This window comes from Lentzea roselyniae, assembly GCF_039537795.1.
In the GTDB taxonomy this organism is placed as follows: domain Bacteria; phylum Actinomycetota; class Actinomycetes; order Mycobacteriales; family Pseudonocardiaceae; genus Lentzea; species Lentzea atacamensis.
This window is the reverse complement of record NZ_BAABBE010000007.1, coordinates 1-23,838: the sequence shown is the minus strand read 5'-3', so window position 1 is coordinate 23,838 and position 23,838 is coordinate 1. Positions and strand designations below refer to the sequence as shown.

Below are 23,838 nucleotides of genomic sequence, written 5' to 3'. Positions count from 1 at the left end.
GATCGTAACTACCGAACGCATACCGGACACATGCCACGCGCGTTGACGTTTGATCCATGACGAAAACATCACTGGCGCTGGTGGTGGCACTCGGCACGCTGGCCGCCGCCGTGTCCCCCGTCCAGGCTGCCGAGCCCTACTCCGAGAGCCCGTCCCAGTCGCAGGCCGTCCGGGCCGGCAACGGCTACGACGTGATCGTCGGCGGCGTCAAGAGAGCCACCGTGCAGGTCAGCGACCCCGCCTACACAGTCCGCTCGGTCTCCTCGGCCGACGGCTCGCTGGCCGCCGTGATCTCCGACTTCGACGGCGTCAAGGGCGCGTCGCTGCAGACCGTCGACCGCTACGGCAAGTCGCGATTCGTGGCACGCGGCGCGATCACGTCCGCCGTCTTCCACGGCTCGAAGCTCGCCTACGCCGACGGTGAGAACGTCGTGGTGGACGGCGCGGTCGCGGGCAAGCTCAAGGGCCGCGCACCCGAACTGCTCGGCTTCACCTCCGACGGCACCGGCCTGCTGGCCGTGCAACACCCCGACGCGGCCGACGAGAGCACGTACGTCGGCTCGCTGGTCCGGTTCGACCTGAAGACCGGCGCCGCGAAGCCGTTGGTCACCTCCGGCATCGAGGCGCTGTACCGCGACTTCAAACTCGTCGACGTCAAGGGCGAACGGCACGTCAGCTTCATCAAGCACAACGAGATCTACCGCTGCGGCGGCGCGGAACCGCAGTGGCTGGGCCTGGTCTCCGAGAACGGCGAGGTGCGTTCCCTCGTGGGCGAGACGCGCCATCACTACCGCAGCGCGGTGTGGAGCACCGACGGCACCCGCGTCGCCTACGAGGTCATGGGTTGCGTGTCCGACAAGACCCGCGGCCCCGACCAGTTCGCGGGCTTCAACGGCGTCTACGTCCAGGACCTGGCCACCCGCAAGGCGTCCCGCGTCGTCGAGGGCCTGTCGTTCAACTACGCCCTGACCGGCATCGAGGGCTCCACGCCGGTCATCGGCAGCCCGCAGAAGGGCTACCTGAAGGCGTCGGGCATCTCCGCGTCGTCGCTGGACGGCGAGATCACCACGATGGGCCGCCTGAACCGCGCCGAGTACATCCACCAGCTCTGGGACACGCGCAACGAGTTCAACGGCAACTCCTCCTGCGGCCCGACCAGCGCCGTGATCGACCTCGTGACCTACCAGCTGCCCAACGAGTTCGGCGTGCAGGTCTCACAGCCGACCTCCCACTGGTCGAAGTGGGGCCGCTACATCACCGACGAGTTCACCAACCGCGGCACCACCTTCAACCGCACGATGAACGACTGGTCCCGCACCGGCAGCTGGAAGGGCGCCCACGGCTGGATCACCGGCTACTACTGCGGCGGCAACCCGGCCCGCCCTTGCGCCTCCTGGGAGTCCGAGCGCGACTTCCTGGCCCGCAACGGCGCCGCCGTGCAGCAGGGCAACTTCACCCCGGCCCAGGTCCGCGCGTTCATCGACCAGGGCAAGTTCGTCATCATGAGCGGTACGTGGGGGTCGACCTCCGGCCACCTGTCCGTGGTGATCGGCTACCACGACAACGGCTCCTTCTACGTCCACGACACCTACGGTGCGGGGACTGACGGCAGCTACGACGGTGCGAACCAGCTCTACACGTGGAGCTACATCGCGCCCGTCCAGATGTGGGCCGCCTGATCCAGCGCTCGCCTTCCCTCCTACCTGTGCGTGCCGCGGGTAGGAGGGATTAGGCCGTTCAAGTGACGGCTCTCTGGCCAAAAAATGGCCATGAATCCAGTCGAAGCAAAGATTCTAACGCGAAACTGAATGGCCGGGAACAACATCACTGATCCGGAGCAGACCTGCACTGCCCGTTCGCGTGAACCTGATCGTCCGCACTCCAGCCGGAAGTATCGTACAAATCAGCAGCGGGTGCACCCGCCGAGGGGGTCACGAGGATGTAGCCGATGACGTTCGGAGCGAGTATACGCAGGACACGACGCAAGCAGTCGAAAAACGGACAGTCCACAATGCTGGGCTCCACAGTGGAGGCCCTGCAGTCGTACGTGCTCAACACAGGCGTCATAGGCATCGTCGAAGGCGTGCTCGGAATTCTCGCCTGCGGCGGAATCCTCAGCGCCCTGCTCGGCCGGCCCGGTGTCCGCGCCGCCTCGACAGTCGCGGTGATAGTGGCCGTCCTGGGATTGTTCGTCCTCCTCGTCGCGAACAAGCTGGAGTGGCGACGCCGGACGGAGCTGGACCGCAGGCTCCTGCTCCGTTACTGCGACCGGCTCCACGAGCGCTGCAACTTCACCTGGCGGATCTCCGACTGGCGGCAGGTCGTGACGATCGAGGCCAACGGCGACACCCACGACAAGATCACGTTCACCGCCGTGCCGACCTGCGACACCCTCGACTTCCTGACGTTCTGGGAAGGCCCGAACTGGGACTGGCCCGAGAGGTGCCGGCGCAAGACCGACGTGCACGTCCGCAGCGTCGAAGTCGAAGGCGAGGGCGGGACCCGCTTCGACGTGACGTCCCGGTGGCTGAGCAGAGGACGCCTCAAGGTGATGGTGCACCTGAGTGAGCCCGCTCTTCGCGACAGCGAGATCAGCCTCATCGCCGAGTTCACTTTTCCAGCGAAGTGCCTGCCGCTGGTGCAGGGCTCACCCGAGGAATTCGTCAAGAAGTTCACCCCGGGACCCGAACACCTCGAATACACGGTGGTCCTGCCGCCGGACTGCAGCGGTTACTGGGACGGGGTGGGCCTGAAGTCCGGAACCGAGCGTTATTCCATTCAACGGCGTACGAACACGAGCGGCCGCGAGGAGATCAGCCTCGTCGCCGATGGCGTGGCCACCGGCGCACGAGTGGGCATGAAACTGGACATCAAGTGAGACGGGAGGCCTCACTTGTCGTCTGCTCCTCCCGAGCCACCTTCGCCACCAAATCCGCGCAAGATTCACTCCTGTTGAATTGAACGACGGCACACGTCGTCAATTCTGCGGCGATAGCGGAAATTGATACGACAATGGGCCGATGTGCCGAGCACCCCGTCGGGCGTCCTGCTGAATCGTAGATCAAACTCGCCTCGGTATACCAATCGCCTACTCCATCCGATACTTGACACATCCCGTCAAGTAGTTGCTAGCGTGTGCCTGTGGCGACCACCTCGGACCATGTGGACCTGCGCGACGACCTGATCCGGCTCGTGACGAGCCGGCTGCTCGACCCGCTGGAAATCCTGCTCCCCCAAGCAGATCTCGCCGACCTCCGCGACCAGGTGCGGATCGACGCCGAGATGTGGGCGGCCCAGCTGCTCGGCGAGGACGGCGCCCTGGCCAAACAGGTGGCAATCCGCCTGATGGCCGTGCTCTACCCCGGCGACACCCCGTTCGACCCGCCCGACAGGTGGTGGGCGACCCCGCTGGGGCGCGTCACCGCACGCCGCGCAGGTCACCCGAGCAAGGAAGGCGTCTCGTTCGGCGTGGCGGGCGCGATGCTCGGCATCACCCGCCAGGGCGTCCACGACCTGGTGAGCCGCAAGAAACTGCTGCGGCACCCGGACGGCGGCGTCACCGTCGACTCGATCCGCGCCCGCCTCGACCAACGGAGAGAACTGTGAACCTCGCGGCCCACGACCACGGCGGCGACGGCCCGCCGATCCTGCTGCTGCACGGCGCGGGCGGTGACATGTCGGCCTGGCAAACGGTTGCGCCCCAACTGAAAGGCCGCGCCGTCACCGTCGACCTGCGCGGCCACGGTCAGTCGCCGGACGGGCCGTGGGAGTGGGACGCGGTGCTGGAAGACCTCGAAGCCACCGCGGTCCACTTCGGACTGACGAATCCGGTCGTCGTCGGACACTCGCTCGGCGGCATCCTGGCCGGCATGTGGGCGCGCCGGCACCCGGACTGCCCCGCGGCGATCAGCCTGGACGGACACCGGTCCGCCGCAACGGATCCAGCCAATTACGCCGGCCTGCCGCGCGAACAGGTCGAGGCGGACCTCGCCAAGCTCAACGCTGTCTTCACCGCCCAGGAGGAGGTGATCACCCGCCCGAACCGCGAGATCACCAGCGCCTGGCGGAAGTCTCCGGAGTTCGCCGACGCGCTGCCGATCTTCGCCGAGGTCACGAGCCCGTTCCTGCTCGTCCTGGCCACCAGGAACCTTCCGGTGCCGCCGGATCTGATCCCGCTGATGGACGCTCACCGCGCGGGACTGCGCCGCGACCTCCCGGTCGTCTGCCCGAACGTCCGCGTCCACGAGATCGACGCGACGCACGGCATGGTCTTCGAACAGCCCGCCGAGGTGGCCGCGCTCGTCAACGCGTTCATCGCGCGCTGAACAGCCGCTCCAGCGCCTTGCGGGCGCGGACCGGCGCCGCGCTGTCGCGTTCCAGCTGCAGGAAGTGGTTGAGCGCCAGCATGATCCCGATGATCTCGTAGACCAGCTGGTCGACATCGGTGCCGGCGGGGAGATCACCGTCGCTGACGGCGCGCCGGATGTGGATGCGGAGATCCCTGCGCCACAACGCGTTCATGCCCGCCAGCGCGTCCCGCACACGGCCGCTGCGACCGTCGAACTCGGTCGTGGCCGCGGTGAAGAAGCAGCCGCCGGGCAGCACCTCGCGTTCGAGGTAGGACACCCACGCCTCGCACACCGCCTTCAACCGCGGCAGGCCGGACGGGAGTTGTTTGACGCGCTGCGGCACCTCACGGGAGAAGACCGCGGCCGCCTCGTCGACCACCGCCAGCTGCAGGCCTTCCTTCGTGCCGAAGTGTCCCAGCAGACCGGCTTTGCTCATCCCTAGCTCGTCGGCGAGCCTGCCGATCGTCAGGCCCTCCAGTCCTTCCGCGGAGGCGATCGCCAGGCTGCGTTCCAGGATGCGCTGCCGCGTCTCGAGGGTGTCGGCAACAGATCGGCGCGGGCTCACGACGACATCTTAGCCCTTTAGCTACCGACCGATCGGTTGCTATATTCGCGTCGTCGTCTCGCTGAAGGAGCTCACCTTGTCCGGATCCCGTGTCGTCGCGCTCGGCCACCACCAGCCGCAGCGCGTGCTGACCAACGCCGACCTGGAGAAGATGGTCGACACCGACGACGAGTGGATCCGCCAGCGCACAGGCATCGCCACCCGCCGCATCGCCGACGACGAGTCGGTCACGGACATGGCGGCCTCAGCAGCAGCCAAGGCGCTCGCCGCGTCCGGCCTGGAACCCGCGGCCATCGGCCAGATCATCGTCGCCACCTGCTCCGCGATCGACCGCTGCCCGTCGATCGCCGCGCAGGTCGCCGCCCGCCTGAACGTGCCCAGCGCGGTCTGCTTCGACCTCAACAACGCCTGCGCCGGCTTCTGCACGGCCCTCGCGACGGCCGACCACACCCTGCGCGCGGGCGCCGCCCAGCACGCCCTGGTCATCGGCGCCGAGAAGATGTCCGACCTGGCCGACTGGACCGACCGCGCCAGCTGCATCCTGCTGGGCGACGGCGCGGGCGCCGCGGTGCTGAGCGCATCCGACGAGCCGCAGATCGGCCCGGTCACCTGGGGCTCCGACCCGACCCGCAACAACGCCGTCCGCCTGGTCGACGCCTGGCAGCCGCGCTTCGCCCAGGAGGGCCAGGCCGTGTTCCGCTGGGCCACCAGCGAACTCCCGGCCGTGGCGGCGCAGGCCTGTGAACGCGCGGGCATCGCCACCACCGACCTCGCCGGCATCGTCACCCACCAGGCCAACCTCCGCATCATCGAGGCCATGACCCGCAAGCTCGAGCTGCGCGACGATGTGGTGATCGCGCGCGACGTGGTGGACTCCGGCAACACCTCAGCCGCTTCCGTGCCGCTGGCACTGTCCAAAATGGTCGAACGGGGTGAGCTGCCGTCCGGTCAGCCGGTGCTGCTCTTCGCGTTCGGCGGCGGGCTCTCGTGGGCCGGCCAGGTCGTCACCTGCCCGTGAAGGTTGCGCTGAACGAGCACCCTCCAGGCACTGTCTGCGCACAGAGGACGAACTCCGTCACGTGGCGTACGCGGCGTCTCGCCTAGCTGGGTGCGACTCGGATGCCGGCCGTCGGCGTTCGAGTGACAACTCGCGAGATCACCGACCCCGGTGCGGCACACTCCGTCAGAGAGGACTTTGCGGACAGCGGCCGGGGGGTGAAATGCTGCGGTACTTCATCTCCTGGCTGGACGACTACCTGCAAAGCGAAGGCCCACCGGCCATCGCCAAAGCGGTCCTGGGCATCCTGTCCGTCGCGGCACTTCCAGGCGCGGTGTTCGGAAGTCTGCTCATCAAGTCTGCGGCGCTCTTGGTGGCCCTTTCACCGTCACGTCAGTCGGTCTCATCCTGCTCGCCGATCGCAGTGCGCTGCGGCGCGAACTCGAAGAACACAGGCAGCTGGTCCGCCGCTACTGCGCGCACATCAGGCGCGAGGAGAAGCCTTCCTACCAGGTGACAAGCTGGCACGAGGTGTGCGTGGTGACCGACGACCGCGGCAACACCGATGGCGTGGTCAAGATCAGAATCCGCGTCCTGCGGCCGGACATGCTGTTCCTCCGCCTCAGGTTCAGCTGCGACTGGGCGCAACCAGCGCGGTACCGCCGCCGCGTCCAGACGCAGATCCGCGGCATCACGGTCGACGGGGCACCGGGCATCCGCCTGCGTACCACCAGGTCGTGGGCCGCCGACGGCAAGATGTACATCATCGCGCACTTGGATGAGCCCCCCAGGGCCGGCAGCGAGATCAGCCTGGAGATGAGGGTGAAGTGGCCGCAGCGGTGCGCCCCGCTGATGGTCTCGCGACAGCCGGACAGTTTCGTTCTGAGGTTCGGCAAACCGATCTCGACCGCGAGGTATGAAGTGATCCTTCCCGCCGGTCGCGAGGCGTTCTGCGAGTCGGCCGGGTTCGAGCAGGGCGACGAAGGTTTCTCGTTGCACCGGTCGGTCGACGACGAAGGCCGGGCGCACTACGTCTTCGAGGCGCTCGATCTCGAACCACTCCGCGAGGCCGGGATGAAACTCGAACTGAAACGGCGAGGAGATCTCGCAACCTCCTCGCCGCACCAGGTCTACAGCTCAAGGCGACGTCACTCGTCGCCGTCGCCGTCGCCGTTGCTACCGCCGGCAAAATAGCTCATCGAAGCAGTCCCTCTCAGAAGTCGGCTCACGCACCGGCAGAAAGAAAGCCCCGACGGTGGTTCCGCGCGAGGCAAAGTGCGCGAAGGCAGCCCGGCCCGGCCACAAGATCAAAGTCTGCGTCGCACGATCGAGTGAAGCACCCAGCAAACAGGCCGGTGTGGCGGCTCGGGAGCCCGCCGAGCCGCCACACCGTTGGTGACGCACGAGAAGGAGGTTCACCAGCCGACGCGGGAACGAGCGCATCGCCGCGTGGCGTCATCGGTCCGCCACCTGGCCAACGCAGCGACGTCGGAGTTCGCCGTCCCCGCTTGCCCTGTGCCGACTGGTACATGCCTCCTGACCGGGTTAAGGCCTCGCGCGTCCTCCGCCCACTCGCACCATCTCCGGCCTCGAGCGTGAATGCCTCCGCCGCTGCAAAGGCGGGGACATCGACGACGAGACGGACGGGGGAACGGATGATGCGCGGGCGGCGACCGGTTCGGGAACTGGGATCTGGGTGGTCGGGAGAACTTCCGGGGTGGAGGCGACCTTGGTCTCCTCCTCGGCCGGCTGGGTCCACACCGGACGGTTCGCGTCGACCGTGTTCTGGCGGAAGAGTTCCGGGGTCTCGGTGATGATCTTGCCCGGGGATTCGAGACCCACGATGCCGACGAGCTTGCCGTCGGCGATGAAGCCGGTGAGGCCGTTCACGTCGGTGGTGTCGGTGCCCAGGACGGGCAGTCCGGCGCCCTGGACCCGCATGCCGTACTGCTCGGTCCAGAACCGGGGCACCGGCGTGTACGGCTTGGCGTGCGAGCGGCCCACCAACAGGTTCTCGGCGGCGGCGCGTCCGCCCTCGACGGCGTTCAGCCAGTGCTCGACGCGGCGCACCGCGCCGTTGAAGCGCAGGTTGGGCCACCGGGCGACGTCGCCGCACGCGACGATGTTCTCGGCGCCGACCACGTGGTTGGTGGCGTCGCAGAGGACGCCGTCCTCGATGACCAGACCGGAGCCGCGCAGCCAGTCGACGGCCGGTGAGGCGCCGACGGCCAGGACGACACAGGAAGCGAAGAAGACCTGGCCGTCCGAGAGATGGATGCCGATACCGCCGGGCTGGCGCACCCAGTGCTTGATGCCGACACCGGTGGCCAGACGCACACCGTGCTCGACGTGCGCCTCGGTGATCTTCTTGCCGATGTCGTCACCGACGACACCGCCCAGAAGCGCGGGCGACCGGACGATCAGCGCCACGTCGCGGCCCATGTGACGAACCGAACACGCGAGCTCGCAGCCGATGAAGCCGCCACCGATGACGGCGACCAGGCCCTGCGACTGCCGGATGTTCTTGCGGATCGCGACCGCGTCGTCCAGCGTCCGCAGCACGTGCACCCGCGGGTCGTGGCGCGGCGCCCCGCCCATCGCCCTGGCGTCGACCCCGGTGGCGATGATCATGCCGTCGTACTTGATCTCCTCGCCGCCGGGCACCCAGACGGACTGCGTCTTCGGGTCCAGGTGCAGGGCCGGCGAGTTCAGGCGCCACTCGGCGTCGAGGTCGCCGGAGAACGACAGCAACGCGTCGTCGGGGTGCCATTCACCCGTGATGATCTGCTTCGACAGGCATGGGCGGTGGTACGGGAGGTGGCGCTCCGCCGACAGGATCGTGATCTGCCCGTCGAAACCCATCTCCCGCAGCCGTTCCGCGGAACGGACTCCTCCGAGCCCGCCGCCGACGACCACGATCCGTTCGCTCACTTCACTCGCTCCCTGATCTCGATCGCGCGCATCGGGCACGCGCGCTGCGCCGCTCGGGCCTGGGCGAAGTGCTCCTCCGGCGGCCGGCGGTTGTAGGTCAGGCGGTTGTCTTCGATCAGCTGGAAGACGTCCGGGGCCTCCGCCTGGCAGGTGCCGTAGCGGTGGCATTTCTCGTTGTTGACGCTCACGTCCATCGCGTCGCCCTCGCCGACGCCGGGTTCCTTGCCGCGCTCGGTGTCGAGCATGCCGATGCGCATGAGCACATCGGGCGGCAGGAAGCGGGCCAGGGCCAGGGTCGCGGTCGGGACGAGGACGGTGAGGCCGGCGAGCCACAGCACGGACAGGTTGCCGTTCGCGATGGCGCCGAACCAGGAGTGGACCACGGTGATGCCCACCGCGATGTAGGCGGTCTGATGGAACCGCAGCCACTTGCGGTAGAAGACTTTGTGTCGCATGGAGGCCAGTACGGCGATCGCGAGCATGACCTCCAGGCCGAGGATGCCGAGCGCGTGCCGGAACAGACCGCCGTCGACGAACGGCAGGACGAGCTTGATGAAGCTGAACGTGCCGGTCTGGATCAGTGTGAAGGCGAACGCGTGGATGGAGCCGAAAGCGATCGCCAGTGAGGCGAGCACCATGTGCCCGTTCTTCAGTCCTTCACGGCCGGTGAGCTTCTCCGCCCACCCGGTCGCGATCAGCACACCCCAGGACAAGGTGGCGCACATCAGGACGTAAGCCAGCCTGGCGGAGATCTGGGCCATCTTCTTGACGCCCGAGTCGAACTCGGACGACTGGGCCACCAGGAGCGGAATCTGGCTGGACAGCAACTCTTCCTCCGGAAAAGAACTTCTCGCGGGAACCCGCCCGGTCCTGTCGTGCAGGAGTGGACACATCAGGGCCGGGCGGGTGGGAACAGGTCCGCGTTGGAGTGCCTCTGACCTTGGGACACCACCTCCGTTTCCCGTTTTCTGACGGGGTCTTGCTGACCTACCGCACCGGTCGTCGCGGGCGGAGTACTCGGAGCAGGAGGATCGTGAGGACCGCTCCCGCGGCGGTGACCGTCAGGATCACCCACATGTTCGGCCCCTCACCGGAGGCCAGCGAGGCGTTGATGATGCCGCCGGCGGGCTGGGGTTCCGCGAAGGACGAGTCGCCCGCGAGACCGGTGCTCTCCAGCAACGTCATGTGCTTCATCACAACGTCGATACCGGCCTGCGCGAACGGGCGGATCGTGTCGTTGCGGGTCTGCGAGCGCACCTTGGCGACGAACATGAAGACCTGACCGTGCGCGGCCCGCAGCCGGGCGACGAACGCCTGGTCGAACGCGTCTCCGTCGAGCGCGCTGATCTCGTCCATCCACGACTGCTGCGCCGGGCTCGGCACGTCGGGAATGGTCACACCCAGCGTCGCGGCGGCCTTCTTCGTCGCCGCGTCCAGCATCATGTGGTCCAGCATGATCATCCTGCCGATCTGCTTGACCCGCGCGTTCGACCCCTTGGTGGCGGTGAGCTCACCCATGGGCATTTCCCACAGGCCCGCCTGGCGGACTTTCACCAGGAGTTCGCGGTCGTTCGCGGTCAACGGGCCCGTCGGCGTGTCCTGCACTCCACCGGTGTCCGCGGGCTGTGCTTGAGCCGTGACGGTCACGCCGGAGAAGAGGAACAACATCGCCAAGACGGTGGCGAGGGCTCTGGTCATCGTCTTGATGTCCTCGTTGTTCAGTGGAAGTCGGAAGGGGTTTTGAAGATCGAGCAGTGGGCTCAGTAGCCGGGGGCGCCCGACGTCGGCGCAGGAGGAGGTGCCTGACCGTTGTTCGGGCTCGGGGACGTGCTCGGCTTGCTGCTGCTCTTGCTGTTGTTCTGCGCTTTACCGCCGGTGATCTTGGCGCCGTTCGGGGCGGTGACCCACCACGTTCCGTTCTTTCCCTGACCCTTCATGTCGCCGGCGACCTTGTCCTCGGCGTAGGTGTACTGCGGGAAACCGGCGATGGTGAGCTGCTTGGTGCCGTCCGGCCTGGTCAGGACGCCCATGGAGATCGGGTCGACCCCGGTCGCCATCGGTGCCTTGTCCGCGAGAACCGGCTTCCACGCCTTCGCGCACTCGCCCTCGCAGTTCGACTTGGACGGCTTGGGGGTGTCCCTGTCGAAGCGGTAGAGCGGGAGCCCTTCGGCGTCGGTGACGAACCAGCCCATCTGGTCGGTGTGCGCGATGAAGTACATGTTCGTACCGCCCAGATCAGCGGGTTTGGCCTGCAAGCCGCCCGTTGCCGCCCCTCCGGGAGGAGTCTGGGTGCTACCGCACGCGGTGAGGCTGACAGCCAGTGCCGCCAGGGCGGTGATGGCTCGACCACGTCGCATCGGCAGGTCCTTTCTCGGCTGGGGGTACCGAGGAGTACGGACACGATCCGGCAACGGTTCACGAAGTTCGCGAGGAATATTTGCCTCTCGACTTCCGCCGGTTCATGAGGCAAGGATGTCCCCCGTGGCGCGGCATAGACGTCAACGAGAGTTAGACGAACAATCACCAAGACCGGGATCCCTCGAGGAAGAGTTGATCCGTCGGCTGTACGAGGAATTCGGCAGCGCCCTGCTCGGGCACTGCATGAGGTTGACGGGCCATGATCGTCAGTGGGCCGAGGACATCGTGCAGGAAACCCTGGTCAGGGCATGGCGCAACGCCGAGAAACTCGAACGTGACCCCGTGCTCCTGCGGTCGTGGTTGTTCACGGTGGCAAGGCGGTTGGTCATTGACGACAGACGTAAGAGGAGCGTCCGTCCGCAGGAGTTCGAACTGACCCCTTCGGACGAGTCGCCATCGGGCGGCGAGGAGGATCGCACCCTCGCGGCGATCGTCGTCGCCGAGGCGATGAACGGTCTCTCAGAGGAACACAGGGAGGCTATTCTCGAGACATATCTGCGGGACCGCACCGTCGGTGAGGCCGCGGCGGCACTGGGTGTGCCACCGGGAACGGTCAAGTCGAGGGTGTACTACGCGCTCCGTGCGTTGCGGCGTGCGTTGCACGATCGGGGAGAGACGCGGTGACAACGGCACCAGATCACCTCGACGTCGCCGCCTACGTGCTCGGCATCCTCGATGCCGATGAGGTGGAGGCGTTCGAGAACCACCTGACCGAATGTCGGCGGTGTGCTCTTGACCTGCGCGACTTCGCGGTGGTGCCGGACCTCATCGACGAGGCCGACGCGGGCGGAATGCTGCGCGGAACAGCTCCGGAACGCCCGGACGGCAAGTCGGTGCGGGTCATGCTCGACGCCGTCGCGGCGCGCAGGAAGCGCAGACGGTGGTTCGTCGCCCAGGGTGTCGCGGCCGCCGCCGCCGGCATCGTGGCGGTGACGGCTGTCGTCACCTCGCTGGTCGTACGTGGCGGCGAGGACGGTTCGAACCAGGCAGCGCCCCCGAACCCCGGCACCACGACATCGCAGACTCGTGTGGCGAACAACTCCACCGACTCGTCGATGAAGGTGCAGCAGCAAGACCCCAACAGCGGTGTCTTCACGAAGATCACCGCCTCGGACGAGCCGTGGGGCACCTCGATGGACATCGAGGTCAGCGGCATGACCGGCCCCAGCCGGGGCTCGCTCGTCGCCGTCGGGCGCGCGGGCCGTGTCGCCCAGGTCACCTCCTGGTACGCGCCGGAGCCGGTCGCGGGCGACTCCAAGACCATCCGCCTGCAGGCGAACGTGGCCATGCGCTGGCACGAGATCGCGACGTTCCGGATCGTCGACGAGAACGGCAAGACCCTGCTCGAGGCCGTCGCTTCCTGACGCTTCCGGACACCAGACCACTGCCCCTGCGGGATCCGTGAGATCCTGTGGGGGCGGTTGTCGTTTTTGGGGAGGCTGTGCACGTGGCGATTGGCCCGTCAGCTGTCGAGCGCTGGCTCGATCTGTCCACAGAGGAGCTACGTGCTCAGGTCAAGCAGCTCGTGTCCGCCCGGCTACCGGGCGATCACGCTGTGTGGCAGGCGATCCGGCGTCATCCAGCACTGGTCCCGCGCATCCGCGGTGTCCTCTCCGGACTCGCCGCGACCGCGGCGGGCAGCAAGGACGAGGCCATGCAGAAGGTCTGGATCTCCAACGCGCGCGCCGCTCTGGACCTGCCGGCGCCGGTGAAGGCCGCGCGCAAGCCGGTGGTGAAGGAGGATCCGGTGCCCGAACCGGAACCCGTCATCGAGCTGAAGCAGCCCGAGCCGCAGCAGCAGAAGCAGCCGCACAAGCCAGCGCCGACGATGCTCTTCCAGGAGCCGAGTTGAGTGCCGCGGCCTCCAACCTCCACCGCGTCTTCCGGCGCCCAGCAGGGCGCCTCGCGGCACCGGCCCCGCATCCACGGACAACCAGTACGAGGACGCGGGGCCGGCACCGCCACGCACCCGTCTGAACGGCGAAACACGAGGCAAAGGCTGGAGGCCGCGGCACTGTGGTCATCTTCGGATCGCTCATCTCCCTGTCGGGTCTGCTGATCCTGCTGTTCCGCACCGCGAGCCTGGGCGGGCTCAGCCCCACCGTGGTCGGCTGGGTGATGATCCCGCTCGGCCTGGTGTTCGCGGTGCTGGGCGTGCTGCGCAACCGGCGCAAACGCGGTCAGAAGGGCCCCGGCCCGGTCGGCAACCCGATCCAGCGCGCGAAGGCGTTGCCACGCCTGTGGAAGGCCTGGCGCAGCGGCAAGTACCCGGAGCTGCCGCGCAGCCAGGTGATGCTGTGGGCGGTCGCGCTGGTGTACCTGGTGTCGCCGATCGACGTCGTGCCGGAGCTCCTGCCGGTGATCGGGGTCACCGACGACGCCGGGGTCGCGGTGTGGCTGCTCAGCAGCCTTTCGATCGCGTCAGGTTCGTTCCTGCGCTGGGAGAAGGACCATCGCGACCCGAGCCGAGGGATCGAGTCCCCGTGAGGCCTCCTCGCGCATGATCCCGGCCAGGCCGGGCGACGTCTCGGTCACCGGCCGGAAGCCGAGGCGTTCGTAGTACGGAGCGTTCCACGGCACGTCACGGAACGTCGTCAGCGTCACGGCGTGCCCGCCGCGCTTCACGTGCTCGATCAGCGCCGCACCGATCCCCTGGCGTGCGTGTGAGGGGTGCACGCTGACCTGGTGGACGTGCTTCGCGCCGTCCACGTCACCCACCGCGATGAACGCGAGAGGCACGCCCTGCTCGCCCACCGCGACCCAGACTTCGTGCTCTGCCAGCGCTTCCAGGGACATCGGGTCGTCATCCGCGATCTCCGGCATGCCGACGTCGCGGAACGGCTCTCCGGACGCGACTTCGATCTCCTGGAGGTACGGCAGTTCGGCTGGTTGGGCGAGACGGATCAACACGCGCGCAATCCTGGTAGGTCGGACGCGAACGACGCACCTGAATAACGTTAAAGTCCGATCTGATGCGAACCAGAACCGTGCGGGTCCTCCTGGTCGAGGACGATGATGGCGACGCCCTGCTCGTCGAGGCACTGCTCGAAGAGGCGAGGGCGCCGTTCATCCTGTCGCGCGCCCGCTCACTGGCTGAGGCGGAGCGCCTTCTCTCCGACGCCGAGTGTGTGCTGCTCGACCTGGGCCTTCCCGACGCGCACGGGCTCGACAGCCTGCACCGGCTGCTCAGCAAGCCGGACGCGCCCGCGATCCTCGTGCTGACCGGGCTGGACGACGAACGCGAAGGCATCGACGCGGTCTCGGCCGGTGCGGAGGACTACCTCATCAAGGGCCAGGTCGACGGCGAGCTGCTGCTGCGCGGTGTCCGGTACGCGGTCGAACGGCGGCGCGCCGACGACGCCCAGTTCCAGCTGCGCGAGGCCAAGCTGCTCGCCGCGGAACGGTCCCGTCTCGAACGCGGCCTGCTCCCTCCCCCGCTGCTGCAGGGCTCCGACCTCGACCTCGAGGTGCGCTACCAGCCCGGTGGCCAGCGGATGCTGCTGGGCGGCGACTTCTACGACGCGGTCGGGCTGCCGGACGGCTCGGTGCACGCGATCATCGGCGACGTCTGCGGCCACGGCCCCGACGAGGCCGCCCTCGGCGTCTGCCTGCGCATCGCGTGGCGTGCCCTGGTGCTCGCAGGAGAACCTCCGGAGAAGGTGCTGCGGACGCTCGACCAGGTGCTCGTCGCCGAACGACACGGCGAGGGCATCTTCACCACCGCGTGCGTGGTCACCGTGGCACCGGACCGGCGGTCCGCGCGCTACTTCCTGGCCGGCCACCCGGAGCCGTTGCTGGTGGTCGGCCAGCAGATCGTCGACCTGCCGAAGTGCAAGGTCGGCGTGCCGCTGGGCGTGCTGCCGGACTACGCGTGGACCGGTGTGGACGTGCCGTTGCCCCCTGGCTGGCAGCTCGTCTGCTTCACGGACGGACTGATCGAGGGCCGGGTACCCGGTGACACCGATCGGCTCGGTGTCGAGCGCCTGTGCGAGATCCTGCGTGACCAACTGCGGCGAGGGCCTGACTGGCTGGATCCGCTGATCGCGGAGGTGACCAAGCTCAACGGAGGGGAACTCGACGACGACATGGCCGTGCTGCTGTTGAAGGACCCCGCGTGAAGCTGACGGAGAGGCTGCCTGCGAGCAGGCTGCTGACCGCCATCGTCACGATCCTGCTGGCCATGACAGCGGTGGCGATCGCGTCGACGGTCGTCGCACTGGACTCGCTGAGCGATGCGCGGAAACAGTCGATCGACCGGATCGCGCCGGCGGAGCGCCGGGCGAAGGACCTGAACCGCGCGCTGCTCGACCAGGAGACCGGCCTGCGCGGTTACGTGTTGACCGGCGAGCAGGACTTCCTCAAACCGTACCTCGACGGGCAGACCGCCGAGGTGCAGGCCGCGCAGGACGTGAAACGCCTCGTCGGCGACGTCAACGGCCGGGTGAGCCGCATCGAGGAGCTCACGCGGCAGTGGCGGTCGCAGTACGCGGAGCCCGCGATCGCGGGTGTCCGGCAGTCCGGTCCCGCCGGCACACTCGTATCGGACACCGATCGCGGCAAGGCGCTGTCCGACCAGCTCCGCAGCGAGGCCGGTGCGGTGCAGGCCGACATCGGCAGCCTCGGCGAGACGGCGCGCCAGGACGTCGAACACGCCGCGAAGGTCGTGCTGTGGCTGGTGATCGGCATGGGCGTGTTGCTGGTCGCGGTGATCGGCGGACTGTCGTTGCTGTTGTACCGCCTGCTGGTCGCGCCGCTCGCGGAACTCGCCGAGCAGGTCCGCCAGGTCGCGTCCGGCGACTTCCAGCACGAGATCGATGTGAGCGGCCCGCGCGAAACCGTCATGCTCGGCGAAGACGTCAACGCCATGCGCCGCCGCATCGTGCAGGAGCTGGCCACATTGGACGCGGCCTCCGCCGAGCTGCAACGGTCGAACTCCGAGCTGGAGCAGTTCGCCTACGTCGCCTCCCACGACCTGCAGGAGCCCCTGCGCAAGGTGGCGTCGTTCTGCCAGCTGCTGCAACGACGGTACGGCGGCAAGCTCGACGAGCGCGCCGACCAGTACATCGAGTTCGCCGTCGACGGCGCCAAGCGGATGCAGGGGCTGATCAACGACCTGCTGGCGTTCTCCAGGGTCGGCCGGATCACCCGCGAACGCACGATGGTCGACCTGGGTGAGGTAGTGCGCCAAGTGGTGGACAACTTCTCCGAGCGCATCGAGGAAACCGGCGCCCGCGTCGACGTCGTTGGCGACCTGCCTTCCGTGCGAGGTGAGGCGACTCTGCTCAGCGCGGTGTTCCAGAACCTGATAAGCAATGCGTTGAAGTTCAGAGGCAGCGAGACGCCGGTGATCACCATCGGCGCCGAACCCGACGGCGATCACTGGAAGTTCTCCGTCCGTGACAACGGCATCGGGATCGAGCCGGAGTACGCTGACCGGATCTTCGTCATCTTCCAGCGCCTGCACCCGAAGGACGCCTATCCGGGCACGGGCATCGGGCTGGCGATGTGCCGGAAGATCGTCGAGTACCACGGCGGCACCATCTGGCTGAAGACCGATGTGGACGCCGGGACGACGTTCGAGTTCACGCTGCCCGTCGCCCCGGAAGACCTGGTTGAGGAAACGCATGACTGAAGCATCGTTGAACGTGATCGACGTCCTGCTCGTCGAGGACGACCCCGGCGACGCGCTGATGACGCAGGAGGCGTTCGAGCACCACAAGATCCGCAACGTTCTGCACGTGGTGAAGGACGGTGTGGAGGCGCTGGAGTTCCTGCGGCGCGAGGGCCGGTACACCGAGGCTCCCCGGCCGGGGCTGATCCTGCTCGATCTGAACCTGCCCCGCAAGGACGGCCGCGAGGTGCTGGCCGAGGTGAAGGGCGATCCCGAGCTGCGGTCGATTCCCGTGGTGGTGCTGACGACCTCGGAGGCGGAGGAGGACATCCTGCGCAGCTACAGCCTCTACGCCAACGCGTACGTCACCAAGCCGGTGGACTTCGACAGGTTCATCGAGGTCGTCCGCCAGATCGACGACTTCTTCGTCACCGTGGTGAAGCTGCCGCGCTGATCACGGCGGCGCTGAAGTCGAGGCAGTGCCGGCAGATCCGTACGGTCCCGCTCTCGTGGACGGGCCTGGTCTCGCCGCAGAACGAGCACTCGCCGTCCTCGGCGACCTGGAGCGACGCGACGCAGATGTCGCAGATCATCGTGCTCGGGCCGGCCATCATCTTGTCGACGTCACCGCCGCTGCGGCCGCAGAACGAGCACAGCTCGGTGCGCTTCGAATGCTCGACGATCTGATGCACGCGCTGATGGCTCATCTTCAGCGCTTCCGCGATCTCGCGCATCGAACCGCCGGCGCGGTGCAGGCGCAGCACGGTGTGGTGGTAGACGGCCTTGGCGATGTCCGCCCGGTCCTGTGCGGCCGCGGCCGCGGTGCACGCCCTGCGCGCCGCCGCCAGCAACTCCTCGTCGAGGGTCATGGCGTCTAGGCTAGCTAGACGCGTCTAGTGTGTCTAGACAGCAAGTCAGTCGACGCCGCGGACGATCAACGGATCGTCGTCGGCTTGGACGACCCACTCCTGGTCTTCTCGTGGTTCGGGGACGACAGGCGCCCAGAGCCCGTCTCCTCCAGGTCTGATGGTCACATTCGGCGCAGTCATGTTCTCTGGCTACCCGATTGCGCGGCACGTATGCCCGACAACATGGTCGTGATGGCGGCCATCACCCGTGCGGTGGCCTCGTCCAGCGCCTCGGCGGTCAGTTCGAGGTCGTACAGGTCGGACAGGTCGACCGGCGCGCCGGCGACCACCTCGACCTTCTTGCGCGGCAACAGCCTCGGCGGGATCGTGCCCCCTGGGCAGCAGGTCCTGCGTGCCCCACTCGGCCACCGGGATCACGGGCACCTGGCTCTCCAGCGCCATCCGCGCGACACCCGATTTGCCCTTCATCGGCCAGCCCTCCGGGTCGTCGGTGAAGGTGCCCTCGGGGAACACCGTCACGCACTCGCCGTTCAGGAGCGCCTCCGCGGCCGGTTTGAGGGCCTCCGAGGCTTTGACCGTGCCGCGTTCCACCGGGATGTGGCCGCCCGAGCGCATGACCCGGCCGATGACCGGCATACGCCACAGCGACGCCTTCGCGAGCACGCGCGGCACCCGGCCGGACATCAGCGCGAACACCACGGCGGCGACCGTGTCGGAGTTGGACAGGTGGTTGAACGCGAGGATCACGCCGCCGTTGCCCGGCACGTGCTGCCTGCCGCGCACCCGCAGACGAACGAAGAGCACGACGATCGGCCACAGCACGTCGATCGCCAGCGAGAACCAGAAGCCCCTGCCTCTCCGGGGCATCTTCCACGTCCAGGCGGCCAGCTCCACCGGTGTCACGGTTGGTATTCCAACACTCAAACCCGGGACTGATCCCGTGTTCATCTGAACACAAGGGGTCATGATCGTGAGGTTAGCAGTAACGGCGAGCGACCTCACAACACGGGATGCGTCTCGTATCCCGCGGCATCACGACCACTTATTGAGCCTTACCTGTGCGAGACCCCCGTAGTTGCTAGGGGATGCTGACGTTCTTTTCGGGTTCCCTGCCTGGGTTGTGGCCGCGCCGATCTAGCGGGTGGAGTCAAGGTCGGCCGGAGGCCGTCCCGGAGGGGTTGCCTTGACGCCGCCCGTGGTCGGCGCAGGCTGTACAGGTCAGGGAAGTGGGGGTGTTCAGCTCCTTGTTGTTCGTCGATGGGCGGGGAGTGTGCGGGGCGCCCTGCCTTACCTGGGCCCTCGGGTCTGATGATCATGACCCGGCGACATGATGATTGATGGGGTGTGTCCCCGATGGTGTGGCCGCTCAATCCTTTGAGGCCGTCCGCGCCGGATATCAACGCGGCGACGTGCTCATATAGGGGCCGGGCCCGTCCCGTCGGCGCGCACAGATCCCCGGCGACCACCGGGACACCCTGATGGAACAGCGTTGCGTGAACACGCTGCACCCACGCGGTGTGCTCATCCCGCAAATCCTTGTACAACTCCAGCAACACCCGCGTCTCCCGCACCTGCTCCGGAGCGATCCACGACAACGGCAACCGGTCCTGGACCAGCAACTGCCGCAGATGCCGGGCGTCGGTCCGGTCGGTCTTGGCTCGCCGCTTAGGACCTCGCGCCTGCGCGCCTCAGCCGGTTCCGCCAGCCGGGCGGTGATCCCGGCCAACTCCAGCTCCTCCACCACGAACGGCCAGCCGGTGCACGCCTCCACCGCGAACACCACGTCCTCACGACCCGCGAACCGCTCCAGCCACCGCCGCAACGTATCCCGGCAGGCCGGACTGACCCGGCCCCGTGACACCGCACCGGTGTCCGTGTCCAGATAATCGAAAGTGATCTGTCGACGATGCACATCGAACGCGCCTACGATCGCCATTAGAGACCTCCTCACGCTCCCTCATTCGCACCCATCGTGCGCCTGAGCTGAGGGGTCTCGCCTCATGTCATCTTTTTCATCCTGCGGTGACCTCGTAGTTCTGTAGGACGTGGATGGCTTTGGCGAGTCGGCCGGCGCGGCGGGATCAGCGTGCCGTCGATCACCACGTAGGCCATGCCCTGCCGTTTCGCCGTCCGCAGTGCCTCCCGTAGCTTCGGGGACCGTTGGGCCAGTAACTCGACGACTTCGTTGACGAGCGCCAGCAGGTCGTGGCGGAGACCTCAAACCCGGCACCCACCTCGGCGAACGGCTCGCCCTTGCGCAGGTACACCAGCACCAGCCTGCTGTCCTGGGTTGAGCTTGCGCCACACCGACCCCAGCTGCTTGCGGTGGGCGCGGACCAGGCCTGTCACGAAGGTCAGGGTCTGATGTGACCACGGCAGCGCGGCACGGTAGAACAACACCTGAAGCCCCTGGGTTCGGCAGAACGATCTTGGTCGAAAGCTCTGCTACCAGGGGCTTCGCCACATCCAGGCGTCGACGCGCCGGTGCTCATCAACGTGTCACCCGCAAGAACCCTTGCCTGCCAACGCATCCAGCCCAGGATGAAATGGCTCAATGTTCGCTGCGTGTGGAACCGGCGGCGAAACCCCCGCCGCCCGCTGATCGAACGGGGTTTCGGGCGATACGGAGATGAGATCTCGTCGCGGTGGCGGACGAATTCGGCGGCGACGAAGGTTCGCGCTGTACTGCGACGTGTGACCGACGCTTCGTCACGAGGGTGCCCGGCGGATCTTTCGCCGGGCCCTCGGTCGTTGTGTCGTGGTCAGGCAGGGGTGAGCTCCCAGAGGAACTTGGGATCCTCGAATTCGGTGGTGTCCCGGTCCTTCACACAGTTCCTGACGACGACCCCTGCGCCCGCCGTAGGTTCCGCGATGGTGATGCATGCCTCGAGAAAGGCCGTGCTGTGCAGGTAGAACCGGCCATCGCCGGTGAGGACGGGTCGGAAGAACTGGGGCTCTGTGTTGTCTGCCGAGCACCCTCCTTCGAACACGGCCTGGCGGCGGCTGCCGACTTCCAGGCACGCATCGCTGACCGCCACACTGAAGAAGCGCCATTTACCGGGAGCCTCGGCTGATGTTTCTGCTCTCCATTTCGCAGAATCGTCTTTTGCTTCGGTCAGCAGCGAATATACCCCGCCACCCTTCGCTCCCACCGCCAGGTCCTTCGCGGTGACCGGCTGCAGCCTGAAGGCAGTGCCCGTCTGCCATCCTGGGAGCGGCCGCGATTTCTCTGCGGCAGGGGAGTTGAACTTGACGTCGCGCGCGTCCACGAAGTAGTAACCGCCCTCCGAATCCTGCTCGCTGATCTCGTAGAACACCGTGCCGTCTTCCTCGTGCACGCCGTTGCTCGCGGACCGCAGGACGCACTTACCGTTCTCGAACGGCTTCTTCTCCTCCTCGGACTCCTCGTCGTATGCGTCTGGAAGGAGATAGCGGTCGTCATCGACGTTCACCCAGTGGTATGGGTACACGTCCTCGCCGGAGATCGACATCGGGCAGGCCTCCTCGATGGGCGGCGCTGTGGTTTGCCCCGGTGTGAAGGGCATCTGAGCCACGGGCATCAGTGTCTCGGCGGACGGCAGGGAGATGGAGCTGAACACGGCCGAGCGATAACAGCCGTCCTCGGGCACCGTGTACCAGCGAGCGATGGCTGTGGCGTCATCACCGACCATGATCTTCTCGCCGGTGAGATGCCACTCCGCGCGCCACGGGGTCTCCTGCACGGAGAAGACGTCATAGGCGATCCCGTACTGGTAGTAGATGACCTTGTTGGCCGTCTTGTTCGGCGCGTCGATCTGCTTGCCCTTCGCGACGGAGATCTCCTTCTGGTAACTCGTGCTGTACGTAGCCGCGACGCTGGTCTTCACCACCTCGAAGTCGAACTCGACGGTCAACGTCAGACTGGCGCTTCGCTGCCACGTCTCCGTCTTGGCGTGCTCGGTGGTGTGCGTGATCGTCTGGTTCGGGAAAACGGCGAAAGGCCGCTCGTCGGACTTCAGTTTGCCCACCGCGCTCCGGAATACCGGATTGAGCCGCTTGTCGTTCCTGAATCGCTTGACGTCGTTCTTCCAGTTGGCGTTCTCCTGCATTTTCTGACAAGAATTCTCAGTTTTCACCTTGTCGTGCAGGTAGACCATGCCGTGATACCCCAGAGCGGCGATGTCCTCGGATTGCGCCCCGTCGAAGACGCGTTTGCCACCCAGCCTGTCGGGGTTGTTGCTGTCAGCGGCAACCTTTGTGTTCATTGCGGTTCCGGTCGGCTCGGCTGTCGCCGGCGCCAGGAACGCGGCAAGGGCAAGTCCAGCCGCGATCGTCGCCGCAAGATTTTTTCGGCATCTCGTGATGGACATCTTTCTCCTCCGGAACCGCCCTGGCAGTGCCCAGGTCTCCGTCTCGTTGCTAGTGCATCGAGGTCGCCTCGGCCATTCGTGCACCCATGTGAGTGATCGCCGCTGCGGCGGAGGCAAGGGTCTGCCTACGCTCTTTCTCCGCGCAAAAGGAGGGTTTTGGTGGCAGCCATAAGAGCACGACGATCGCGCCTGCTCGTGGCGATGACGGTGGTGATCGCCATGTGTCCCGAGGTGGCGTCGCCGGCATCTGCCGCCTGCGCGCCGACCCTCATCTCGGACGCTCCCGGCGTGGTGGTCGTCGACGGATGCGACGGCAGCGACGACGAGTTCGGAGCGATCACGGTGACCGAAGACGGTCATGTCGTCATGGTGGGGATCACCCGCACCGACGGCATGGCGAAACTGATCGTGGCCCGAGTGACCCCGTCGGGCACGTTGGACACCAGTCTCAGCGGGGATGGCGTGATCATCGACGGCGATGTGGGCGCTGACATCGCGCCGTCCGGAGTCATGGTCACCGGCGAAGGGCACGTGGTGGTCATCGGCACCGCGCGTCGTCCCGACACGAAGACTCGGGCGTTCGTCGCCGTGAAGTACACCAACTCGGGTGATCGTGACGCCAGCTTCGGCGACAACGGCCTGGCCACCGCAAGGCTGCAGGCCGGTGGCGACGACAGCTCCTCCGGTGGCGCGATGGGCCCGGACGACACCGTGGTCGTAGGCGGTACCACCCGCGCTACTTCGGACTCGCCGACCGAGATCACCGCGTACCGGTACGAAAACAATGGCAAGCCCGACACCGGGTTCGGCGCGAACGGTGCCGCAGCCACCCGGATCACCGCTGGTGCCGGCGTCCTGGCAGGTGGCCTCGGAGTGGCCGGCGTGGACGTGTATCAGGACGGCACAGTGGTGCTCGCGGGCACCGTACAGGCCGCTCAGGGCGTCCCCGCACAGCTGGTGCTCGTTCAGTACGACACCAACGGCGCGGCCGACTCGGCCTTCGACAAGGACGGGATCGTGCAGAGCTCGGCAGACGGCGTGCCGGTGCAGGACGTCGTTCTCGTGCTCCAGGGCGACGGATCGATCGTGGTCGCCGGAAAGGCGGGTGAACGCACGGCGCTGGCACGGTTCTCGAGCACCGGCGAGCGTGACGAGTCGTTCAACAAGGACGGAACTGCGGTCGACCTCGGCGGTGAGGGCGACATCATCGCCCTTGGCACGACCGAGGCAGGGGAGGTGCTGCTCATGGGTAGCTCGCGCACCGCCGACGAGAACTCCCAGGACCTGGTGGTGCTGCGTTTCGACGGCAAGGGAGAACTGGACACGAGCTACGCGGACGGCGGAACGGCCCGGACGAAGCTCTCCGGCAACCGCGACTTCCATCCGGTGAGCGTCGCCCTCGGCACCGATCATGGGGTCGCGGCAGGTGGCACCGCCGGCGCCAAAGGAAAGCGCGACCTGGTCGTGGCACGTCTCGATCCGGCAGGCAAGCCGGAGACGACGTTCGGTTCCGCCGCTCACCGGCGCAACTGATATGTCGAAGGACCTGAGATCACGATCCGCCCGGTTGGCACCCGTCGTCTCGTGGCGGGTGGTTCCCGATGAGCCGCCGCAAGATCATCACTGGGTTGACCGACTTCGAACGACCAGACCAGCGTGGGTTTGCCGGTGGCGGGGTCAGTGCCCACCGTGGTGCGCAGCACGGTGCTGACCCGGACAGCCGGCTGATCGCGACGATCCGGGCGGTGA

25 protein-coding genes and 1 pseudogene are annotated in these 23,838 nt (G+C 67.1%); 15 read left to right on the top strand and 11 right to left on the bottom strand.

The genetic code is table 11. The features are described from left to right. Nucleotides 1-56: 56 nt before the first annotated feature. From ABFX45_RS14100 to ABFX45_RS14085, 4 genes are all read left to right on the top strand, one after another. On the top strand, nt 57-1,679 hold the full coding sequence (locus ABFX45_RS14100) for a C39 family peptidase (RefSeq protein WP_346130179.1): 1,623 nt from the start codon (nt 57-59) through the stop codon (nt 1,677-1,679). A gap of 269 nt (nt 1,680-1,948) precedes the next feature. Beyond that, complete coding sequence (locus tag ABFX45_RS14095; protein ID WP_346130177.1) at nt 1,949-2,878, top strand: hypothetical protein; 930 nt, start codon at nt 1,949-1,951, stop codon at nt 2,876-2,878. Nucleotides 2,879-3,141: 263 nt separating this feature from the next. Next, nucleotides 3,142-3,606 carry a hypothetical protein gene (locus tag ABFX45_RS14090; protein ID WP_346130175.1) on the top strand — a complete coding sequence of 155 codons (465 nt, stop codon included), beginning with the start codon at nt 3,142-3,144 and terminating at the stop codon, nt 3,604-3,606. Further along, nucleotides 3,603-4,325, top strand: a complete 723-nt coding sequence (locus ABFX45_RS14085; RefSeq protein ID WP_233439429.1) for an alpha/beta fold hydrolase — start codon at nt 3,603-3,605, stop codon at nt 4,323-4,325. Before ABFX45_RS14090 ends, ABFX45_RS14085 begins: the two co-directional genes overlap by 4 nt. Here the strand turns inward: ABFX45_RS14085 and ABFX45_RS14080 are convergent. After that, complete coding sequence (locus ABFX45_RS14080) at nt 4,312-4,914, bottom strand: TetR/AcrR family transcriptional regulator (RefSeq protein ID WP_109635634.1); 603 nt, start codon at nt 4,912-4,914, stop codon at nt 4,312-4,314. The genes ABFX45_RS14085 and ABFX45_RS14080 overlap by 14 nt on opposite strands. 76 nt (nt 4,915-4,990) lie before the next feature. Between ABFX45_RS14080 and ABFX45_RS14075 the strand changes: the two genes are divergently transcribed. The 3 genes from ABFX45_RS14075 (at nt 4,991) to ABFX45_RS14065 (ending at nt 7,105) form a co-directional block, all read left to right on the top strand. Next, a complete protein-coding gene (locus tag ABFX45_RS14075; protein ID WP_109635632.1) occupies nt 4,991-5,932 on the top strand; it encodes a beta-ketoacyl-ACP synthase III in 942 nt (313 codons plus the stop codon). A 202-nt stretch (nt 5,933-6,134) separates the two neighbouring features. Beyond that, complete coding sequence (locus tag ABFX45_RS14070; RefSeq protein ID WP_346130172.1) at nt 6,135-6,428, top strand: hypothetical protein; 294 nt, start codon at nt 6,135-6,137, stop codon at nt 6,426-6,428. Between the two features lie 23 nt (nt 6,429-6,451). Next, nucleotides 6,452-7,105, top strand: a complete 654-nt coding sequence (locus ABFX45_RS14065; protein ID WP_346130170.1) for a hypothetical protein — start codon at nt 6,452-6,454, stop codon at nt 7,103-7,105. Between the two features lie 351 nt (nt 7,106-7,456). Here ABFX45_RS14065 and ABFX45_RS14060 read toward each other — a convergent pair whose 3' ends face one another. The 4 genes from ABFX45_RS14060 to ABFX45_RS14045 form a co-directional block, all read right to left on the bottom strand. Continuing rightward, nucleotides 7,457-8,842, bottom strand: coding sequence for an NAD(P)/FAD-dependent oxidoreductase (locus ABFX45_RS14060; protein ID WP_170154879.1), 1,386 nt, complete (start codon nt 8,840-8,842; stop codon nt 7,457-7,459). Beyond that, a complete protein-coding gene (locus tag ABFX45_RS14055; RefSeq protein ID WP_233441970.1) occupies nt 8,839-9,669 on the bottom strand; it encodes a ferredoxin in 831 nt (276 codons plus the stop codon). Before ABFX45_RS14055 ends, ABFX45_RS14060 begins: the two co-directional genes overlap by 4 nt. A gap of 160 nt (nt 9,670-9,829) precedes the next feature. Then, complete coding sequence (locus ABFX45_RS14050) at nt 9,830-10,540, bottom strand: DUF4142 domain-containing protein (protein WP_346130167.1); 711 nt, start codon at nt 10,538-10,540, stop codon at nt 9,830-9,832. A gap of 62 nt (nt 10,541-10,602) precedes the next feature. Further along, nucleotides 10,603-11,199: a hypothetical protein gene (locus tag ABFX45_RS14045; RefSeq protein ID WP_109635621.1), complete on the bottom strand. Its 597-nt coding sequence runs from the start codon at nt 11,197-11,199 to the stop codon at nt 10,603-10,605. 115 nt (nt 11,200-11,314) lie between these two features. On the opposite strand from ABFX45_RS14045, the gene ABFX45_RS14040 reads away from it, so the two are divergent. The 4 genes from ABFX45_RS14040 to ABFX45_RS14025 all read left to right on the top strand — a co-directional run bounded on the left by ABFX45_RS14040 (nt 11,315) and on the right by ABFX45_RS14025 (nt 13,747). Beyond that, the gene (locus ABFX45_RS14040) at nt 11,315-11,884 is read left to right on the top strand and encodes a sigma-70 family RNA polymerase sigma factor (protein WP_030468711.1); all 570 of its coding nucleotides are present in this window, start codon (nt 11,315-11,317) and stop codon (nt 11,882-11,884) included. Continuing rightward, a complete protein-coding gene (locus ABFX45_RS14035) occupies nt 11,881-12,624 on the top strand; it encodes an anti-sigma factor family protein (RefSeq protein ID WP_109635618.1) in 744 nt (247 codons plus the stop codon). The genes ABFX45_RS14040 and ABFX45_RS14035 overlap by 4 nt, the downstream gene beginning before the upstream one ends. A gap of 83 nt (nt 12,625-12,707) precedes the next feature. Beyond that, a complete protein-coding gene (locus ABFX45_RS14030) occupies nt 12,708-13,112 on the top strand; it encodes a hypothetical protein (RefSeq protein WP_146231496.1) in 405 nt (134 codons plus the stop codon). Between the two features lie 164 nt (nt 13,113-13,276). Then, a complete protein-coding gene (locus ABFX45_RS14025) occupies nt 13,277-13,747 on the top strand; it encodes a YkvA family protein (RefSeq protein ID WP_109635614.1) in 471 nt (156 codons plus the stop codon). On the opposite strand, the gene ABFX45_RS14020 is transcribed toward ABFX45_RS14025, so the two are convergent. Continuing rightward, nucleotides 13,682-14,167, bottom strand: a complete 486-nt coding sequence (locus tag ABFX45_RS14020; protein ID WP_211337304.1) for a GNAT family N-acetyltransferase — start codon at nt 14,165-14,167, stop codon at nt 13,682-13,684. The two genes, ABFX45_RS14025 and ABFX45_RS14020, sit on opposite strands and share 66 nt — an antisense overlap. A 65-nt stretch (nt 14,168-14,232) precedes the next feature. Here ABFX45_RS14020 and ABFX45_RS14015 point away from each other — a divergent pair, with 65 nt between their 5' ends. From ABFX45_RS14015 to ABFX45_RS14005, 3 genes are read left to right on the top strand one after another with little or no spacing between them, the layout of a single operon-like run. After that, nucleotides 14,233-15,378, top strand: a complete 1,146-nt coding sequence (locus ABFX45_RS14015) for a PP2C family protein-serine/threonine phosphatase (RefSeq protein ID WP_346130163.1) — start codon at nt 14,233-14,235, stop codon at nt 15,376-15,378. After that, complete coding sequence (locus ABFX45_RS14010; protein WP_233439427.1) at nt 15,375-16,892, top strand: sensor histidine kinase; 1,518 nt, start codon at nt 15,375-15,377, stop codon at nt 16,890-16,892. The genes ABFX45_RS14015 and ABFX45_RS14010 overlap by 4 nt, the downstream gene beginning before the upstream one ends. Continuing rightward, nucleotides 16,885-17,325: a response regulator gene (locus ABFX45_RS14005; RefSeq protein WP_109635607.1), complete on the top strand. Its 441-nt coding sequence runs from the start codon at nt 16,885-16,887 to the stop codon at nt 17,323-17,325. The genes ABFX45_RS14010 and ABFX45_RS14005 overlap by 8 nt, the downstream gene beginning before the upstream one ends. On the opposite strand, the gene ABFX45_RS14000 is transcribed toward ABFX45_RS14005, so the two are convergent. The 5 genes and pseudogenes from ABFX45_RS14000 to ABFX45_RS13980 all read right to left on the bottom strand — a co-directional run bounded on the left by ABFX45_RS14000 (nt 17,300) and on the right by ABFX45_RS13980 (nt 22,089). Next, the gene (locus ABFX45_RS14000; protein WP_346130160.1) at nt 17,300-17,740 is read right to left on the bottom strand and encodes a MarR family transcriptional regulator; all 441 of its coding nucleotides are present in this window, start codon (nt 17,738-17,740) and stop codon (nt 17,300-17,302) included. The two genes, ABFX45_RS14005 and ABFX45_RS14000, sit on opposite strands and share 26 nt — an antisense overlap. A gap of 45 nt (nt 17,741-17,785) precedes the next feature. Further along, entirely contained in the window at nt 17,786-17,920 is a 135-nt protein-coding gene (locus ABFX45_RS13995; protein ID WP_346130158.1) for a hypothetical protein, read from the bottom strand. Between the two features lie 9 nt (nt 17,921-17,929). Beyond that, nucleotides 17,930-18,643: a lysophospholipid acyltransferase family protein gene (locus ABFX45_RS13990; RefSeq protein WP_346130156.1), complete on the bottom strand. Its 714-nt coding sequence runs from the start codon at nt 18,641-18,643 to the stop codon at nt 17,930-17,932. Nucleotides 18,644-19,816: 1,173 nt separating this feature from the next. After that, nucleotides 19,817-20,140 (bottom strand): annotated as a pseudogene (locus tag ABFX45_RS13985) (helix-turn-helix domain-containing protein); the annotation flags it as partial. 362 nt (nt 20,141-20,502) lie between these two features. Then, the gene (locus ABFX45_RS13980) at nt 20,503-22,089 is read right to left on the bottom strand and encodes a hypothetical protein (RefSeq protein WP_346130154.1); all 1,587 of its coding nucleotides are present in this window, start codon (nt 22,087-22,089) and stop codon (nt 20,503-20,505) included. Between the two features lie 159 nt (nt 22,090-22,248). On the opposite strand from ABFX45_RS13980, the gene ABFX45_RS13975 reads away from it, so the two are divergent. Next, on the top strand, nt 22,249-23,622 hold the full coding sequence (locus ABFX45_RS13975; protein WP_346130152.1) for an NHL repeat-containing protein: 1,374 nt from the start codon (nt 22,249-22,251) through the stop codon (nt 23,620-23,622). The last annotated feature ends 216 nt before the right edge of the window (nt 23,623-23,838 follow it).